An 18,548-nucleotide genomic window follows, 5' to 3' on the forward strand; every position below is an offset into this window, starting at 1 on the left:
TATATATTTTGAAAATCGCGTTATTGTAAAACGTTAAAGAACCCCAAATTTTTTAAAGTGAAACACTATCTGCTAATTATCCTTCTTGCCACCGTAAATTTTTCTTTCGCTCAAGACGAAGAAATAGAAACAAAATTTGTTGAAAACGGTAGTATTCATCAGAGCATAGATATGAGTTCCCAAGTTGTTGGGCAATTCAAAAGAAATCAAAAATGTATAGTTTTAGAGTATTCAGGTCAAAACACCTATAAGATTAGGTACGATGAAATTTCAGGTTTTGTCGGCGATGAATTTCTTGAAATCACGGAATCAATGATGGATCTGTTTTATGATTATGAAGAGCGTGAGATGCAAAAACTAATTGCGGAAGAAGAAAACAGAAAAAAGAAAATACAAGATATCATTGAGGAAAAAGAAAAACGTGTACAAGATTCCATAGCTAAAATTGAAGAAGAAAAACAACAAAAATCTCTAGCAATACAAAGAGCAAAAGAGCTAAGGGAAAAGCAAATACGAGATTCTATCTCAAAAATAAAAGAAGAAAAAAGACTAAGAGAATTAGAACGCAAACGTTTAGAAGAATTAGCGGAGAAACGCCGACAAGATTCCATTGCGGCAGTTCAGGTAGCAGAGGCTAAGGAACTAGCTCGTCAGCAGGAGTTGGAGCGCAAAAGATTAGAAGAATTAGCGGAGAAGCGGCGACAGGATTCCATTGCGGCAGTTCAAGCGGCAGAGGCTAAGGAACTAGCTCGTCAGCAGGAGTTGGAGCGCAAACGTTTGGAAGAATTGGCGGAGAAACGCCGACAAGATTCCATTGCGACAGTTCGTGCAGCAGAGGCCAAAGAGTTGGCACGCCAGCAAGAACTAGAGCGCAAACGTTTAGAGGAATTGGCGGAAAAACGCCGACAGGATTCCATTGCGGCAGTTCGCGCAGAAGCGGCTAAGGAACTAGCTCGTCAGCAGGAGTTAAAGCGCAAAAGATTAGTAGAATTGGCGGAAAAGCGCCGACAAGATTCCATTGCGGCAGTTCGTGCAGCAGAGGCCAAAGAGTTGGCACGCCAGCAAGAACTAGAGCGCAAACGTTTAGAGGAATTGGCGGAAAAACGCCGACAGGATTCTATTGCGGCAGTTCGTGCAGAAGAGGCTAAGGAACTAGCTCGTCAGCAGGAGTTGGAGCGCAAACGTTTGGAAGAATTGGCAGAGAAACGAAAGCAGGACTCGATTGCTAAATTAGAGTTACAAAAAAAGAAGATTTTCGAAATTGAAAAGCAACGGGCCGTTGCGCGTTTAAATGCGGAAAAAGAGAAACGACGACAAGATTCTATTTTCGAAGTTCTGGCAAGTGAGGCAAGGATACTAGCACAGCGAAAGGAAATAGAACGTAAACGTTTGGAGGAATTAGCTGAAAATCGAAAAAAAGATTCTATAAATAGAGTACAAGCTGATGCCGCTAGGGCATTAGCATTACGAAAAGCTTTAGAAAAACAGAAACAAGAAGCAATAGAAGCCAAAAGAAAATTAGATTCTATTGCAAAAGCAAAGGAATTGGAACAACAAAGACTTGCTCAAGAACTAGAGCTTGCTAGAAAGCAAGTTGAAGCGTTAAAAGCAAAACGAAGACAAGATTCAATTGCCAGAATAGAAGCTGAAAAAGAAAAACTACTGAATGCAGAAGCTAAAGCTAATAAAAATGTAATATCTGAAGACAAAGCATCCCAACAAAAAGCAATTAGTTTAAGGGAAAGACTAAAGTTTAGAGATAGCTGTCATTATCAAATTAATGAATACGATAGATTTTATAATATAACTACCATTAGAACAGACGAGTATGAAATAGCGGATGCGTTAACTGTAGAGCTTTACAGACAGGGTATAAAAACAAATGTATTCTTTAATTTATCTAAAGATTTAGGTTGTGCCAGTTATTTGCCTAATCAGCGTTCTAGCGTTAGGGTTACTTTAGATAACGGACAAGTAGTAAAGTTCTATCACTCATGGGATATTGAATGTGGAATGTTCCTATTCAAGGCGCATCTCAATGCATCAAAAACATCTAGTTTACAAAGTGCTCCAATAAAGTCGATTGTGCTTCAGGGTACAGAAGGTACCTGGGAAATTCTAAATATAACCTATAAAGAATTTTTTATAGATAAGTTAAAGTGTATTGAATAATTACTTTTAAACACAAATAGAAAAACCTCAACTTTATACAGTTGAGGTTTTTTTATTAAAATATATATTTAAACTAATCTAAAATTTGAGGTATTCCTGCATCTAGGAGTCTTTTTTCAATATCAGGTACATCAACAATTAAGAATTTGTTAAGTCTAGCTTGCAATCTGTTAAAAAGTGTTTTTGCCATTTCTAAACTCTTCATATGCGTTTTGGTTGGCCCGTACGTAGTACTAAAACCACGTTGGGCTACTGATAACCTTGATGAAATAGATTGAATATCCTTCTCTCCAACTTCGGCTTTAGCGGAATTTCCGTTTAAAACTCGTTTTATATCAAGCATTTCTTTTTTCAAAATTATAAGATCTTTTTCAATATCTCCTGGATTACTTTTTGCATACACCGAGGCTTTATCTAAAGTATTTAGCTTTTCTGACGCATGATTAAAATCGTTTAGCATTGATTCGTAAGTAGCTTTAAAGGATTTTAAATCTTCAATATATGTATCAACTTTATCGGCAATAGGATTATCTAAAACATTTGTTCTTATTCTTTCAACTTCGAAAGTTTGAGGTTTAGAAAGTAGTTCGATATCACCTTTGATGTTAGAAAACATAGATACCTCATATGTGCCTTCATCTGCTAAAGTATTATAGTAGTAATTTGATGGGCTATCATTTACTCTGCCAACTCTCAGAGAAGTGTTTGTAGGTATTTTTAAATTCCAGGCTACACGGTTGAATCCTTTTTTATATGGTGCGTTGATTCTTGTTATAAAGTTGCCATTACTGTCTTTAACTACTAGAATTATCGAAGCACCTTCTTCATTCTTCTCTTCTTCTAAAGCATTCCAGCCCGGGAACGGGATATTTTTGTTGTCTTTTTTTAAAGCTTTTTCAGTTTTTTTGCGACTTGATTTTAAACTTTCAAAATTTTCAGGAAGGTAGTATGTAAATACAGCGCCGTAATCTGGATTTTTTGCTGTAAAAAACGAGCCGCCTTGGCTAGATGTACCGCCGCTTATGGGCTTGTACTGCAGGGCTTTTCTAGGTTTAAACAATGTAGGGTTCGAAAATGTATTTGCGTTCAAATCTCTTAAAGGACTATAATCATCTAACACATAAAAACCGCGTCCAAAAGAAGCTGCAACCAAATCATTTTCTCTTTTTTGAATAGCTAAATCCCTAAATGAAATGGTTGGTAAACCTTCTGAAAACTTAATCCATTTTTCACCTTGGTTCAAACTCACATAAATGCCGTATTCTGTTGCTAAAAACATCAAGTTAGGATTTACGTGGTCTTGAACAATGCGCCAAATTAAGGTGTTATCAGGAATACCATTTGTGATAGATTTCCAAGATTTTCCACCATTTGTGCTTTTAAATAAATAAGGTTTATAATCTCCAAACTTATGGTTGTCTAAAGCAATATAAGCTGTATTTACGTCATGTAAATCGGCTTTAATATCATTAACAAATGCAGTAGCAGGAACATTTGGCAAACTACTTACTAGCATTTTAGTCCATGAGTCCCCACCATTTTTAGTGTATTGAATAATACCATCATCAGTTCCTGCATATAGCACGTTTTCATCTAAGGGCGATTCTGCAAGTGAGGTAATGGTATTGTAGGTAGACATGGCATACACGTCCCAAGCAGCGTCCCAACTTTGTTGTTTACCCATTATGGGGAGTGTTAAGCGTTCTTCATTTTTGGTTAAATCTTTAGAGATAGGCGTCCAACTATCACCTCTATCATCTGATCTCCAAACGCGTTGCGTTCCAAAATACAACCGTTTTGGATCGTGATTGCTCACTAAAATAGGAGAGTCCCAATTGTTACGTTCGTAAGGTTCATCTATACCTTCTTGAGGTTTAATGAACACTGCTTCGCCGGTGGTTCTATCTACCCTATTTAAATAGCCTTGTTGTGATTGTGCGTAAACTATATTTGGATTCCCAGGTTCGGTAGCGGGTTGATGGCCATCCCCACCTAAAAGTACAAACCAGTCTGAATTTGCAATACCATTAGTTCTAAACGTCCTAGAAGGTCCCCCTTGTGAATTATTGTCTTGAGTGCCGCCGTAAATATTATAAAACGGTTCAGCATCATCAACCGCTAATTTATAAAATTGTGTGATGGGGAGATTGCTTACGAATTTCCATGTTTCAGCACCATCAAAAGATTCATATATACCACCATCAGTTCCAATTAGCATATAATTTGGGTCATCTGGTCTAAAGGTTAAACTATGGTCGTCTCCATGTTTATTGTCTTTTTTCATCACCTCAAATGTTTTGCCACCATCTAAGGAAAACAGGGTGCTATTGTTCATTAAATATAACTTATCAAAAACATGTGGAGAGGCTATTAATTCTTGGTAATAATGTGGGCCAGTTCCACCAGAAACAGTGTTGGACATTTTAGTCCAGCTTGAGCCTTGGTTTCCTGACCTATAAATACCACCAGTACGTCGTTCTAACTCTATAGCCGCATAAATAACATCCGGATTTATTGGCGAAATCGCTAAACCAATTTTACCCATATCACTTTTAGGTAAGCCTGTGTTCAATTTAACCCATGTTTCTCCACCATCAGTACTTTTATAAATGGCAGTTCCTGGACCTCCTCCCATGTAAGCAGCTACATTTCTATGGCGTTGCCATGTTGCGGCATACAGTATATTTTCGTTTCTAGGATCCATCACAATATCCGTAACACCTGTCCATTCGTTATCACTTAAAACAAGTTTCCAGGTATCACCGCCATCAGTGCTTTTGTATAAACCACGTTCGCCACCAGAACTCCATAAGGGTCCTTGTGCAGCTACCCAAATTGTATTAGAGTCGTTGGGATTAACAATAATTTTTGAGATATGTTCAGATTTTTTTAAACCCTTATTCTTCCATGTGTTTCCACCATCATAACTCACGTAAATACCGTGGCCTATGCCAATATGTCTTCCGCCAACGTTTTCTCCAGTGCCAAGCCAAATTACATTCGAGTTATTGGGGTCAATAGTTACACATCCAGTGGAGTAAAAAGATTCATTATCGGTAATTGGTGTCCAAGTAGTTCCAGAGTTCACGGTTTTCCATACACCTCCAGAAGCAACTGCAGCATACCAAGTGTTTTGGTTATTGGGGTCTATTGCAATATCAGAAATACGCCCAGACATAAACGCAGGACCAATACTTCTAAATTTTAAACCTGTTAATGTAGAATCTTTCTTGGTTTCTGAAACTTTTTGAGCGCTTACATTAAAGGTAAGACAAAGCAGCAGTAAAAAAATGATAAATGATTTTGAATTAGTCATGATAGTTTTTTATCAAAATTAACAATTGCATTACCAGATATGTTAATTTTTAATAAAAAAATAACATTTTGAAAGTAAAAAACCCATTAACAAAACAAATCTGTTAATGGGTTTCTTGTGGAGTCGGAGAGAATCGAACTCTCGTCCAAACAAGTAACCAAAGGGCTTTCTACACGTTTAGTCTTTTCTTGTTTTTTCGATTATAAGCTGGCTAAAGACAACCTACTTATAACTTAGCTTCTTAATCTCGAAAGGGCATCAAAGCACTACCCAATCTTAGTTAATATTTACGATGCCTCTAAAAAGAACGCCACTAACCAAGGCTTTCTGGAGACATTTAGCCTTTCTACCTAGTAGAAATAAGCATGAATCTTACTATAATTCAGATTATGCAGCTAAAGCGTAGTTATTCTCGCCGTTTAAAATTTGGTCTAGCCTTTTACGTGTTTCAAAACCATTACACGACGTGCTTACCGTTCAATTAATCTCGCTGTCAAAACCAGTCGACCCCGTTATCAATACAATAGTAATCTGCATTAGGGCGTTACCCAAAAGGGTCGGGCTTTCACTACTCGCTCTCTGCGAGGAGCTCAAACATGCCGTTCAATCCCTAACGCGGATGGCAAATTTACCAAAATCTTTTGCAAATCATGCCAAATCCAAGTAATTTAGAACAAAAATTATTCCAAAAATATAAATGTCACATATTGGCATAACCATTATAAAATAAAGCCTAAACATGAAATTCGCAATAATAAAAGAACGCAAAAATCCACCAGACCGCCGTGTGGTATTTTCTCCAACAAAACTAGCTGAAGCCAGAGCACAATTTTCACAAGCCGGTTTTAAGGTAGAATCATCAGATATTCGCGTATTTCCAGATGCAGCATATACCGCTTTAGGGTTCGAAGTCTCAACCGATGTTTCAGATTGCGATGTGCTTATTGGCGTAAAGGAAGTACCAATTAACGCTCTTATACCAAATAAAACATATTTTTTCTTTTCGCATACTATAAAAAAGCAACCTTATAATCGTAAGTTGTTACAAGCCATTTTAGAAAAAAATATAGAGTTGTACGACCATGAAACCATAGTTAACGAAAAAGGATTTCGTTTAATAGGGTTTGGGCGTTACGCAGGTATCGTTGGCGCCTATAACGGTTTTAGAGCTTGGGGCTTAAAATACAACTCCTGGCAACTACCAAAGGCAGGCCCTTTACCCAACCAAGCTGCTTTAATTAATGAGTTGAATAACATCGATGTACCAAATATTAAAATATTACTTACAGGAAGTGGTAAAGTTGCCAATGGTGCTCAGGAAATGCTAGATGCAATGCAAATTAAATCTGTTTCGGTTCAGGATTATTTAAATAAGAGTTTTGATACACCCGTTTATTGTAAAATAGATGTGCTAGATTATAATAAACGATTAGACGGGATAGAAGTAACCGATGTATTCGATTTTTTCAATCACCCTGAAAAGTACGAGTCCAACTTTATGCGTTTTGCCAAAGTAACCGATTTTTACATAGCAGGGCATTTTTACGGAGATGGTGCGCCTTATTTATACACAAGAGAAGACGTAAAATCGCCAGACTTTAATATAAAAGTAGTTGCAGATATCAGCTGTGATGTAGACGGACCAGTGGCAACAACATTAAGAGCATCAACAATTGCAGATCCTATTTATGGTTACCATCCAGAAACAGAGCAAGAAATAGACTATAAAGACGATAGTGCTATAGCTGTAATGGCAGTAGATAATCTCCCATGCGAGCTTCCACAAGATGCCAGTGAAGGTTTTGGGGAGATGTTTTTAGAACATGTTATACCCGCATTTTTTAACAATGATAAAGAGGGTGTTTTACAGCGTGCAAAAATTACCGAAAAAGGAAAATTAACTGAACGGTTTAGTTATTTGCAGGATTATGTCGATGAACTGGAATAAGAAATTATATTACTGTTTAAAATTTTAGGTAGTTTACAATATGAATCCAGCAGAAGAATATATCCTTAAACAAGCAGAACCTTATAAATCTATATTGTTGCAACTACAAGCCATTGTTGAAGCTGTTGTTCCAGATTGTGAAATGCTATATAAATGGCGCATTCCATTTTTTTACAACAATGGTATTCCTATTTGCTTCCTTAATCAATCCAAAGATTATGTGGATTTAGCGTTTTGGCATTTTGAACATATGGAACACTATACCGAGTATTTTGTGGACGCTAATAGAAAGTCTATACGCTCTCTGCGCTACAAGTGTGTTGAAGATATTAATGATGAGGTTATTGTATATGTACTTAACAAACAGTTAGAAATCAATACCAATCCGTTTAAGTTAATTTTAAAGCCAAAACGAAAGTAGAAAAAGTTTGTAATAGATACTTGTTTTTCTCAATTAAAAACAGACTGAAAGGTGTGTAGCATATCTTTTAAAATAGCTTTGGTGTCGCCTTCAGCAAGACTTTCAAAAGAGACATAGCCTCTGTAGTTTTGATTTTTAATAATGGTTGCAATTTTTTTGATGTCGGCAGGTACTTTTGTGCTGTTTTTTGTTTTTACATGCTCTTTTACAAAATAATAGTTTGCGTACGGTGCAAGTTGTTCAATTTCAGCATAAGGGTCATCAGATGGCAAACTGCCACAGTCTAGTATCAACCCGAACCAATCAGAATTTACGCGTTTAAGAATATCAATAACTTCACTGCTGGTAAATAAAAATTCATCATGGTTTTGTAGCCCTACAATAACACCGTTCTCCGCACCATATTGCGCACATATTTTGTATTCCTCAACTAGCCATTCCTTTATGTCTTCTTTGGTAAACTCTTCACTTTTATTTTTACCCGTAAACACTCTCATGATGGGAGCACCAAGTTTAGAGGATACTTCTAGCCAATCTTTAATAAGTACTTTATCAGCATTTCGGCTGGCTATATTGGGTGTCACAAAATCATTTCGAACACCAGTCCATGCGATATCTAGTCCTAATTCCAGTGCTTTTCGTTTTAGGGTGAAAAGCGTATTGTTATCTGGTTTTTTAGGGTATGATGAAAAATAATAACCAGTTAAATCTACAGCATCTAAACCAATATCGGCAGCGAAATCCATCATATCAAAAAAGGTCATCTCACCACTTCTAAGCATAGTATTAAAAGAGTAGGCATTAACACTATACTGTACCCTGTTCTTTTTGGGAGACGATTGCTTATTGGGAAATGCCATAAGTTTGCCAGTACCTAAAATAAGGGGTGCTAACGCCATATTTTGTAAAAAGGCTCTTCTTGATTTTTTCATAATTGGAACAATTTGAAGATGAAGCTAACTATAAACTATTAATTATTTTTCTTATAGCAACCAATCTTGTTAGCAAACCTTCCAAATTATCTAAATGCAACATATTGGCGCCATCACTTTTCGCATTTGCAGGATCGAAATGTGTTTCAATAAATAAACCATCAACATTATTTACTATTCCGGCACGCGCTATGGTTTCAATCATATCCGGACGTCCGCCAGTAACACCTGCCGATTGGTTAGGCTGTTGCAAGGAGTGTGTAACATCTAATACTACAGGCGCAAATTTTCGCATTGTTGGGATACCTCGAAAATCTACAATCATATCTTGGTAACCAAACATCGTGCCTCTGTCGGTTATCCACGCTTTTTCACTACCGGCATCTTTAACTTTTTGAACGGCGTGTTTCATGGCTTCAGGACTCATAAATTGTCCTTTTTTTAGGTTTACCACTTTACCAGTTTTGGCTGCGGCAACTACCAAATCAGTTTGTCGTACCAAAAATGCCGGAATTTGCAGTACATCAACATATTCGGCAGCTTTTTTAGCATCAGAAACTTCATGTATATCCGTTACCGTTGGTACATCAAAGGTTTCCGATACTTTTCTTAGAATTTTTAAAGCTTTATCGTCTCCAATGCCAGTAAAACTGTCTATTCTACTGCGGTTTGCCTTTTTAAAACTGCCTTTAAAGATATATGGAATTTCTAATTTATTAGTAATCGAAACAACTTTTTCCGCAATACGAAGTGCCATATCTTCACCTTCAATAGCACAAGGGCCACATAGCAAAAAGAAATTGTTTGAATTTGCATGCCTTATTTTAGGAATTTCGGTAAGATTCATCTGCTTAATAATTTAAGCTACAAAGGTAACTAAAATTAGAAGCTTTTATTGATACTGTTCCTAATGATCCAAAGAGCCATAAAAAAATTGAGGATAAAAAATATGCCACTATACATCATGATTTGTTTCGTGTCGTTAGAAATGGATATTAAGTTTAATAATTCAGACAAATAAGCCAGAATCATATACGATGATAAACAAACAAAGGTAATGCCCAAGGTAAAGTTCAATTTTCTATTTGGTTTAACAAGTTGCCATAAAAAGGGGATGCCAAATAGCAAAATAGGGTAGGCGGTTAAGCCTTCTATTCTGTTTATATTGGTAAATAAATAGCCTGTAACTGCAATAAAGTACAAGTAAGGGGTGTATTTTGCGTAGGTGTTTATCGTTTTCATGTTTTATAAATCTTAGATTTGCCTTACTTAAGTAACGATTAAAACACCAAAAAAGTTTTTTCTAAGGGGCATTATAACATTTAATTAACTAAATTTTGGTTTAGGTGTTAAAATAAGCAGTACATTTGCACGCTTAAAATAAGGCACTATTATGGCTAATATTAAAAACATCGCAATCATTGCTCACGTTGACCACGGAAAAACCACGCTGGTAGATAAAATTATGTACCACTGCCAATTGTTTCGTGAAAACGAAAATACAGGTGATTTAATTTTGGATAACAACGATTTGGAGCGTGAAAGAGGTATAACTATTACGTCTAAAAATGTTTCTGTAGTTTATAAGGACACTAAAATTAACATTATTGATACACCAGGTCACGCCGATTTTGGAGGTGAGGTAGAGCGTGTTTTAAATATGGCAGATGGTGTATTGTTATTGGTAGATGCTTTTGAGGGACCAATGCCGCAAACGCGTTTTGTATTGCAAAAAGCCGTTGATTTAGGTCTAAAACCTTGTGTAGTTATCAACAAGGTAGACAAGGAAAACTGTACCCCAGACGAAGTACATGAAAAGGTATTCGATTTAATGTTTGAATTGGGGGCAGAAGAGTGGCAATTGGATTTTCCAACGGTTTACGGTTCTGCAAAGAATAATTGGATGAGTGATGATTGGCAAAATGAAACGGATAATATTGAGCCACTTTTAGATATGGTAATTGAGCATATACCATCTCCAAAAATTGAAGAAGGTACAACTCAAATGCTAATTACATCCTTAGATTTTTCATCTTTTACAGGGAGAATTGCCATTGGGAGATTGACTAGAGGTGAGTTGAAGGTAAATCAAAATATCTCTTTGGTTAAACGAGACGGTTCTATTGTAAAATCTAGAATTAAGGAATTACATACGTTTGAAGGACTTGGACGAAAAAAGGTTGAAGAAGTAAAAACAGGGGATATTTGTGCTATAGTTGGTTTAGAGGGATTTGAAATTGGTGATACAGTTGCGGATTGGGAAAATCCTGAAGGTTTGAAAACTATTGCTATTGATGAGCCTACAATGAGTATGTTGTTTACCATTAACGATTCTCCGTTTTTTGGTAAAGATGGAAAGTATGTAACATCAAGACATATTAAAGACAGGTTAACCAAAGAACTTGAGAAAAACTTAGCCTTGAGAGTTGAAGAAACTGATAGTGCCGATAAGTTTATGGTATTTGGGCGAGGCGTACTGCATTTATCAGTTTTGATTGAAACAATGCGTCGTGAAGGTTATGAGTTGCAAATTGGTCAGCCCCAGGTTATTATCAAGGAAATAGATGGTGTAAAGTGTGAACCAGTGGAAGAAATGACCATTGACCTGCCAGAGCATGTGTCTGGTAAAGCCATTGAAATGGTTACTATGCGAAAAGGTGAAATGCTAAGTATGGAGGCTAAAGGCGAACGTATGGTTTGTGAATTTATCATTCCATCAAGAGGGATTATTGGTCTAAGAAATCAACTGTTAACCGCTACTGCTGGTGAAGCTATTATGGCACATCGCTTTAAAGAATACCAACCCGTAAAAGGAGGTATTCCAGAGCGCCAAAACGGAAGTTTGGTATCTATGGAAAATGGTCAAGCTATTCCATACTCTATTGATAAATTGCAGGAACGAGGAAAGTTTTTTATAGATCCAGGAGAGGATATTTATGAAGGACAAGTAATTGGCGAAAATTCTCGTGGTGATGATATGACGGTAAATGTTACTAAAACCAAAAAGTTGAGCAACGTACGTTCTGCAGGAGCCGATGATAAGGCTAAAATTGTACCAGCCATTAAATTCTCTTTAGAGGAAGCTTTGGAATATATTCAAAAAGACGAATATGTGGAGGTTACACCAAATCATTTACGATTAAGAAAAATTTTCTTGACAGAAGTAGAGCGCAAGCGCAATAAATCCATCTAATGACTTTTTGGGGGATTGCAATAGTAGAATGGTTGGGTTATGCTGCAATGGCTACTGTTTTAATTTCATTTTTAATGAAGTCTATCGTAAAGTTAAGACTTGTAAATTCACTTGGTTGTTTGTTATTCATAGCTTATGGGTTTTGCTTACAGCCCATTTCAAAACCAATAATCATAACAAATATTGCCATTTTGTTGATTAATCTCTACAACGTTTTAAAAAATAGCCAGATTTAAGTATGGTGAACAATAATTCTCTAAGGATTCGTTTTGTATATTTGGGGCTTAAGAAGCTACGGTAGTTAGGTAGTTATTTAGTACTAAGTGCAACAAATCTAATCTTTTGAAAAACTTAATAAGCTATATTAGCAGTAAGGTACTAGTAAGAGCCACTTCATTAAAAACAGCTGCTGTATTTACACGAATAATTGCAGGGTTGCTCACTTCAAAGGCTATAGCTGTGGTTATTGGAGCTGAAGGCTTAGCGTTAGTTGGAAACCTAAGGAACTTTGTTGCCTCTGCCCAAACCTTAGCAACACTAGGTTTTTATAAAGGTGTTGTTAAATATGTAAATGATTTTAAAGATGATTTAGTACAACTAAGTAAAACACTTTCCACGGTTTACTACATTGGTTTTATAACAACTATCTTGGTGTCTTTTTTCTGTTATTTTAAAGCAGAAACCATTAACGAAATCATATTCCCCACTTACAACGACTACGTTTACGTTATAAAGATTTTTGCAATTGTATTGCCTTTTTACGCTTTAAACATGTTTGTCTTTTCAATAATGAATGGATTTTCAAAGTATAAAATCCTTATTATCATTAACATCATAGGTCAAATTTTAAGCTTATGCGTAGCCCTTCTCTTAATATATCAGAAAAACTTAGATGGTGCATTAATCTCGGTTGCCATTTCAGAGTCATTAATTTTTTTAATCACCCTAGTAGGTATTATCAACAGAAAAAGTTTGGTGCCTCTAATTAGTGCTGATAACGTAAGCTTTGAGCATCTAAAAAAGTTAGGCTCTTATACGGGTATGGCTTTGTTTTCAGCAGTTATATTGCCTTTGGTTATTTTGTCAATACGTTCCCATATTATCGATACTATAGGCTATAAAGATGCTGGCTTTTGGGAAGCGATGTTGCGTATTTCCAAATATTATTTAATGCTGGTAAGTTCACTATTGGGGCTATATATTATTCCTAGATTTTCAGAAATAAATGATATAAAAGAATTTAAAAGAGAGGTGTTTTCCATATACAAAACTGTAATTCCATATTTTGCAGTAGGATTATTGTTAATTTATTTACTAAGATCCGTTATCGTATGGGTGGTATTCACTGAAGAATTCCAATCTGTTGAAGACTTGTTTTTATGGCAAATTCTAGGAGATTTTGTTAAAGTACTCTCGATGATTATCGCATATCAATTTTTAGCAAAAAAGATGTTTTGGCACTACGTGATAACCGAAGCTTTTTTGGTTATCATTCTATACACTACAAGTATTTATTTTATTAAAATTTATGGTGTACAAGGAGCAGTAATTGGCCATTTTGTTAGTTATTTAATGTATTATGGGGTAATCTTACTTATTTTTGGAAGCTCACTCTTTGGGGTAGAATCTGATAAAACTGTTACATAAGTGCTAAAAAGGTTTTTTGAAAACTCATTTATAAAAGTTGTTTCTCACAACAGCGTTATAGTTTTTGGTAGAATTATAACATCTTTCGTTGTTTCTAAAGTTAGTGCTATTTATTTAGGCCCAAGTGGATATGCGATTGTTGGAAACTTGAGGAATTTACTGCAGGGTTTGTTTGGAGTAACTGCTACTGGTTTTGGTAGTGGTGTGGTTAAATATGTAGCAGAGAGCAAAACGGACAAGAATCAATTTCGAGTAGTCGTGGCTTCTGCTATTACTTTAAGTTTTTCGCTTTCACTTATTCTAGGTGTATTATTATTCACTTTCTCCGGTTATGTTGGAGAAAAAGTGTTATTAGATAGAGATTGGGCTTTTATTATCAAGTATTTAGCTTTTTTACTTCCATTAGTTTCTCTAAGTTTTCTTGTAACCTACATTGTTAATGGCTTGCAAAACTTTAAACTTTATACTAAACTTATTACAATTGCTAATATCTTAAATGCTCTAGTAACCTTTTTATTTATTTATTTGTTTAATTTGAAAGGAGCGTTATTGGCTACCTTTGTTGTACCTGCTTTAAGTTTTTTCTCAAGTTTAATTTTTAAAGATGTAAGGGACTTTTTAGGTAATATTTTTGATTACCTAAAAAATGTATCATCTCATTTTATAAAATCAATTGGAACTTATGTAGCTATGGCAACATATTCTGCTATTTTAATAAGTTTAACTTATCTTTTTATTAGAAATAAAATTGTTGTCCATTCAGATATTAAAACTGCCGGTTTATGGGAGGCAATGAATAAGATATCATCGTTTTACATGTTGTTTTTCTCGTCATTGTTTACACTTTATTTATTGCCTAGGTTAGCAGAGAATAAAACTATTGCAGGTTACTATACAATTATGAAATCTTATTTTAAATACATAATTCCATTAACAGTAATTATGTTTTCGACATTGTTTTTCTTAAAAGAGTTTATTATAAGACTATTTTTAACATCAGATTTCGCGAGTATAGAACAGTTTTTCTATTTGCAGTTAATAGGCGATTTTTTAAAAATCATCGCATTTTCTATAGCCTATCAATTCCATGCAAAAAAAATGGTGATGCTTTACATTGTTTCAGATACAGTTTTATACATCACGTTCTATTTGGCTAGTGTATTTTTAATAAATATCTATGCCATACAGGGTGTATTTTATGCTTATATTATAAGTGTGTTTCTATATTTAACAGTAGTTCTAATTTCAATTTACTCTAGTAACCATAAATACTTAAAGGTTAATGTTTAAAGGAATCAATAACATATTATTTTTGGTTGTTCCGCTTTTACTCAAATATGTTTTTCTCCTTTGTTTTATAGATTGGGTTTTATTCGATATTCAAGATATTATTGAAGATGCTTTTTTCTTAATAGTCATTATAGTAATAGTAAACAGTGATATTGTAAGAAAACAACTTTTTGGAGATATTCTATTTTTGATTTATCTGTTTTATTTGATATTAGAAACCACATCTTATATGGCGGTATCATCAAATTTTTCATCGTCATTTATGTATTTATTGTTAGAATCAAATCGTGATGAATTCAGGGAGTTTTCTTCATCTTACATAAACTTTCCTATTGTTCTATTTGTAATGGTAATGATAATTATGTTTTTTAAGATTAGAAAACTAAGCTTCAAAAGCTATTTTAAATATCGCAATATAATTGCGGTTTTAGGAGTTGTATTTATTGTTTTTACCTTAAAGGTTACTGGTCTTATCGAAAGTAATGCATACCATAATATTGTTAGAGGAACGTATGGCTATATAGATTTACAAAGCAGTATGAAATTTAGCAATGTTATTAAAAAGGAAGATATTCTAATAACATCCAATAACGAGATTCTTGTTGTTGTTTTAGGAGAATCTACTGCGAGAGGACATATGCAGATTTATGGATATCATAGAGAGACTACACCGAAGCTAAATACTATAAAAAACAATTTATACGCCTATAACAACGTCATTTCAACTGATGTTTTTACTTTAAAAGCAGTTCCAAAAATTATCACATCAATTGATATTGAATCAAATAACGAATCTGATATTCATTTAGTAGAATTATTTAATACAGCAGGCTATGACACCTATTGGTTATCTAATCAGAGACCAATAAGTTATCATGATAACGCTATTAGCAAAATAGCATCAGCTTCAAAATGGTTTAAGTTTTATAATCATCTAATAGACAAACATTCATCAGTACTAGATGAGACTTTACTGCCTGATTATAAAAATATTTTAGAAAAACCAGGTAATAAGGTAATCTTCGTTAGGCTAATGGGGACACATTTTGATTACAATAAACGCTATCCAGAGGCATACAATAAATTTGCATTGGATGATAAGGAAACTTCTAAAAAAGAAACTCTAAATAATCAATATGATAATGCAGTTCTATACAACGATTATATAATTTATAGATTAATAGAGTTACTAAATGAACAGCAACAAAAAAGTGCATTATTATATCTTTCTGATCATGGTGAAAATATTTATGATGGTACTGATTTTTTTGGACGTTCAGAAGAAGTACTCACTAAAAGCATGTTTGAAATCCCGTTTTTATTATGGACGTCAAAAGATTTTAATTACCCTGAGGATTTTGTTTATGAACCAAACCGTAAATTTATGGCAGACCATACTTTTGAAAGCATAGGTCATGTATTCGGTATTCAACATAAGGATATGGATTTAGGAAGAAGTATTTTTAGTAAAACCTTTGCGCCTCGCAAAAGAAAGGTTTTGGGGACTATTGATTTTGATACTTACTTTATCGATGAATAATAAAAAAATCTGCGTGCTGACCACCAGTTTAAGTTCTGGCGGTGCTGAAAAAATGGCGGCAAATATGTCTATATCTTTATGCAATAGGGGATATGATGTTGTTGTAGTGTCTATGAAAGATGAGATAGATTATGACTTTTCAGGGAAACTCTACAATTTTGGAAAAGTAAAAGCACAATACAGTAGATTGCAGGCTTTTTTTAAATTCCAGAGATTTTTTAAGAAGCACCAGTTTGATGTGATTATTGATCATAGGGTACGAGATAAATTTGTTAAGGAGTTTCTGTTCTCAAAGTTAGTTTTTGGTGGCTCCAAAGTAGTTTATTGTGTGCATCATTATATGTTGGGATTATATTTTTCTATGCAAAATATTCCCATGTTGTCAAGGTTAACACTGGTAAAGAATAGAAAGATCGTTGTTGTTAGTAAAGTTGCTAAACAGAAGATTAAGCAACAACTCCAGCTTGAAAGTAAGGTAATCTATAATTATACTTTAGAAAATAAAGAGGTAAAGGGCTTTAATTCAGTTAATACATATATTCTTGCAGTAGGTCGTCTAGAGAAAATTAAGCAATTTGACGTATTGATAAAAGCGTTTAGTAAATCCCAACTGCCCAAAAACAATATTAAACTCCTAATTTTAGGTAAAGGTATTGAACAGGCAAGTTTATCTCAACTTATTTTGAAATTAAACTTGAAGAACCATGTTGAGATCGTTGAATTTAAAAAAAATGTAGATGCCTATATAAAACAGTCTAAAGCATTGGTCATGTCGAGTGCATCAGAGGGGTTTCCCATGGTATTGATTGAAGCCTTGGCCTTAAAAACCCCAGTGATTTCTTTTGATTGTAAAAGTGGTCCCAATGAAATTATCCAGAGTGAGGTTAATGGACTTTTGGTGGAAGACCAAAATAGTGTAAAATTAACTGAAGCTTTAGACAGGTTGATTTTAAATGATGTATTTTATAACAAAATTAAAGGCAACCTAGAAAGGATGACTAATCCCTTTTCGGAAAAGCGTATTATTGAGCACTGGGTAAATCTCTTGGAAAATTTTTAATGTTCTTTTTTTGGTCTAAAAACCCTCAATGCATTCAATTTCAATTTAGTCTTCACGAAAAATAAAAATTTAACAATACTATTAGGTAATCTAATTAATAAACGTTGAAGATTATTTAGATTTTTAAAGTCCACATCCGCAATAAGCTGTTTAGCAAGGGTGTCATTTGAAGAGAGCTTAAAATAGATGATGGTCGAAAAACGGTTGTAATCTAAATAAGTTTTTAAGTGAGAGTTCTTAGCTTCCAAATGTTTATAAGTATATAATAGCTTTGGGATAGCTCTTTTTTGCGAAAAGTTAGACATGTTGTCGTCCATGGTTCTATTGTATATGGAACTTATAGAGGTGTTGTCTAGTGCCACATCATATTTAAGGGCAACTTTTATATACATGTCAGTATCTTGTTCAGAAAAGATGTCAAGATCAAAATACCCTACGTCATCCAAAACGTTCTTAGGGAAACAAACCGAGCCAACCCAAGCGATACAATTTTGTAAAGAATGCTTAAAAAAGTTGGGTACGATACCTCTAAAGTTATCAGGAAGACCATTGAATTTTGCTCTGTGGTAAATATGTTCAGATTTTTTTAAGGTATAACCAGTGGAATACAGGCCCGCATTTGGAAAGTCGATTATTAAATTATGGAGTTGTTTCAAGTGGTGGGGTAACCAAAAATCATCAGCGTCAATCAAAGCAATATAGTTTCCTGAAGCATTTTTTATGCCAGCATTTCTTGCTCTTGACAAACCTTGATTTTCTTGATCGATTAACTTAATTCTGCTATCAGAAAAATGGGTAACTACCTCACGGCTATTATCGGTACTACCATCATTAATAATTATTATTTCAAAATCATTAAAAGTTTGATTAACGATAGTTTGCAAAGTGGCTTTGATATAGTTCCCCTTGTTGTACAAGGGAATAACAACTGAAAAAAAAGGCATTATTTTTAGTTTAGAGTGATTGAGATGTTCTGTTTTAAACAGTGTTTAATATGGTTTTCATGAGTTTTTTTAGTGCTTCTTCTAA

At 34.5% G+C, this 18,548-nt stretch carries 13 protein-coding genes and 1 other RNA gene; 8 read left to right on the forward strand and 6 right to left on the reverse strand.

Features of this window, described 5'->3' with window-relative positions:
• The first annotated feature begins 57 nt into the window (after positions 1-57).
• On the forward strand, positions 58-2,172 hold the full coding sequence (locus BMY39_RS11830; protein ID WP_092579882.1) for a coiled-coil domain-containing protein: 2,115 nt from the start codon (positions 58-60) through the stop codon (positions 2,170-2,172).
• A 73-nt stretch (positions 2,173-2,245) separates the two neighbouring features.
• On the opposite strand, the gene BMY39_RS11835 is transcribed toward BMY39_RS11830, so the two are convergent.
• Both BMY39_RS11835 and ssrA read right to left on the reverse strand, forming a co-directional pair.
• Positions 2,246-5,488, reverse strand: a complete 3,243-nt coding sequence (locus BMY39_RS11835) for a WD40/YVTN/BNR-like repeat-containing protein (protein ID WP_092579884.1) — start codon at positions 5,486-5,488, stop codon at positions 2,246-2,248.
• A 115-nt stretch (positions 5,489-5,603) separates the two neighbouring features.
• Positions 5,604-5,999, reverse strand: a transfer-messenger RNA (tmRNA) gene (gene ssrA / locus BMY39_RS11840).
• 228 nt (positions 6,000-6,227) lie between these two features.
• Between ssrA and BMY39_RS11845 the strand changes: the two genes are divergently transcribed.
• Together BMY39_RS11845 and BMY39_RS11850 are read left to right on the forward strand one after the other, a co-directional pair.
• Positions 6,228-7,436 carry an NAD(P)-dependent oxidoreductase gene (locus BMY39_RS11845; protein WP_092579886.1) on the forward strand — a complete coding sequence of 403 codons (1,209 nt, stop codon included), beginning with the start codon at positions 6,228-6,230 and terminating at the stop codon, positions 7,434-7,436.
• A 40-nt stretch (positions 7,437-7,476) separates the two neighbouring features.
• A complete protein-coding gene (locus BMY39_RS11850) occupies positions 7,477-7,857 on the forward strand; it encodes a DUF1801 domain-containing protein (RefSeq protein WP_092579888.1) in 381 nt (126 codons plus the stop codon).
• A gap of 29 nt (positions 7,858-7,886) precedes the next feature.
• Here BMY39_RS11850 and BMY39_RS11855 read toward each other — a convergent pair whose 3' ends face one another.
• Genes BMY39_RS11855 through BMY39_RS11865 form a run of 3 tightly spaced genes read right to left on the reverse strand, consistent with a single transcriptional unit; the run spans position 7,887 to position 10,031 of the window.
• Positions 7,887-8,789 (reverse strand): sugar phosphate isomerase/epimerase family protein, encoded by a 903-nt coding sequence (locus BMY39_RS11855; RefSeq protein ID WP_092579890.1) that lies wholly within the window; start codon positions 8,787-8,789, stop codon positions 7,887-7,889.
• A gap of 28 nt (positions 8,790-8,817) precedes the next feature.
• Positions 8,818-9,636 (reverse strand): 3-deoxy-8-phosphooctulonate synthase, encoded by an 819-nt coding sequence (gene kdsA, locus BMY39_RS11860; protein WP_092579892.1) that lies wholly within the window; start codon positions 9,634-9,636, stop codon positions 8,818-8,820.
• A 35-nt stretch (positions 9,637-9,671) separates the two neighbouring features.
• Entirely contained in the window at positions 9,672-10,031 is a 360-nt protein-coding gene (locus BMY39_RS11865) for a hypothetical protein (RefSeq protein ID WP_092579894.1), read from the reverse strand.
• Between the two features lie 151 nt (positions 10,032-10,182).
• Between BMY39_RS11865 and typA the strand changes: the two genes are divergently transcribed.
• From typA to BMY39_RS11895, 5 genes are all read left to right on the forward strand, one after another.
• On the forward strand, positions 10,183-11,982 hold the full coding sequence (gene typA / locus BMY39_RS11870) for a translational GTPase TypA (RefSeq protein ID WP_092579896.1): 1,800 nt from the start codon (positions 10,183-10,185) through the stop codon (positions 11,980-11,982).
• 342 nt (positions 11,983-12,324) lie between these two features.
• Positions 12,325-13,629 carry an O-antigen translocase gene (locus BMY39_RS11880; RefSeq protein ID WP_092579900.1) on the forward strand — a complete coding sequence of 435 codons (1,305 nt, stop codon included), beginning with the start codon at positions 12,325-12,327 and terminating at the stop codon, positions 13,627-13,629.
• Positions 13,630-14,919, forward strand: coding sequence for an O-antigen translocase (locus BMY39_RS11885; RefSeq protein WP_092579902.1), 1,290 nt, complete (start codon positions 13,630-13,632; stop codon positions 14,917-14,919).
• The gene (locus tag BMY39_RS11890; protein ID WP_092579904.1) at positions 14,912-16,459 is read left to right on the forward strand and encodes a phosphoethanolamine transferase; all 1,548 of its coding nucleotides are present in this window, start codon (positions 14,912-14,914) and stop codon (positions 16,457-16,459) included. Before BMY39_RS11885 ends, BMY39_RS11890 begins: the two co-directional genes overlap by 8 nt.
• Positions 16,452-17,519, forward strand: coding sequence for a glycosyltransferase (locus BMY39_RS11895; RefSeq protein WP_092579906.1), 1,068 nt, complete (start codon positions 16,452-16,454; stop codon positions 17,517-17,519). Before BMY39_RS11890 ends, BMY39_RS11895 begins: the two co-directional genes overlap by 8 nt.
• Here the strand turns inward: BMY39_RS11895 and BMY39_RS11900 are convergent.
• Complete coding sequence (locus tag BMY39_RS11900; protein WP_092579908.1) at positions 17,516-18,463, reverse strand: glycosyltransferase family 2 protein; 948 nt, start codon at positions 18,461-18,463, stop codon at positions 17,516-17,518. The genes BMY39_RS11895 and BMY39_RS11900 overlap by 4 nt on opposite strands.
• Between the last annotated feature and the right edge of the window lie 85 nt (positions 18,464-18,548).

It is taken from the genome of Hyunsoonleella jejuensis (assembly GCF_900111025.1).
Taxonomy (GTDB): Bacteria; Bacteroidota; Bacteroidia; order Flavobacteriales; family Flavobacteriaceae; genus Jejuia; species Jejuia jejuensis.

What these genes read in the sequence shown, in the direction of transcription:
- BMY39_RS11900 (WP_092579908.1), bottom strand. Translation starts at nt 18,463, where the DNA reads ATGCCTTTTTTTTCAGTTGTTATTCCCTTGTACAACAAGGGGAACTAT.
- kdsA (WP_092579892.1), bottom strand. Translation starts at nt 9,636, where the DNA reads ATGAATCTTACCGAAATTCCTAAAATAAGGCATGCAAATTCAAACAAT.
- BMY39_RS11890 (WP_092579904.1), top strand. Translation starts at nt 14,912, where the DNA reads ATGTTTAAAGGAATCAATAACATATTATTTTTGGTTGTTCCGCTTTTA.
- BMY39_RS11845 (WP_092579886.1), top strand. Translation starts at nt 6,228, where the DNA reads ATGAAATTCGCAATAATAAAAGAACGCAAAAATCCACCAGACCGCCGT.
- BMY39_RS11865 (WP_092579894.1), bottom strand. Translation starts at nt 10,031, where the DNA reads ATGAAAACGATAAACACCTACGCAAAATACACCCCTTACTTGTACTTT.
- BMY39_RS11850 (WP_092579888.1), top strand. Translation starts at nt 7,477, where the DNA reads ATGAATCCAGCAGAAGAATATATCCTTAAACAAGCAGAACCTTATAAA.
- typA (WP_092579896.1), top strand. Translation starts at nt 10,183, where the DNA reads ATGGCTAATATTAAAAACATCGCAATCATTGCTCACGTTGACCACGGA.
- BMY39_RS11855 (WP_092579890.1), bottom strand. Translation starts at nt 8,789, where the DNA reads ATGAAAAAATCAAGAAGAGCCTTTTTACAAAATATGGCGTTAGCACCC.
- BMY39_RS11835 (WP_092579884.1), bottom strand. Translation starts at nt 5,488, where the DNA reads ATGACTAATTCAAAATCATTTATCATTTTTTTACTGCTGCTTTGTCTT.
- BMY39_RS11895 (WP_092579906.1), top strand. Translation starts at nt 16,452, where the DNA reads ATGAATAATAAAAAAATCTGCGTGCTGACCACCAGTTTAAGTTCTGGC.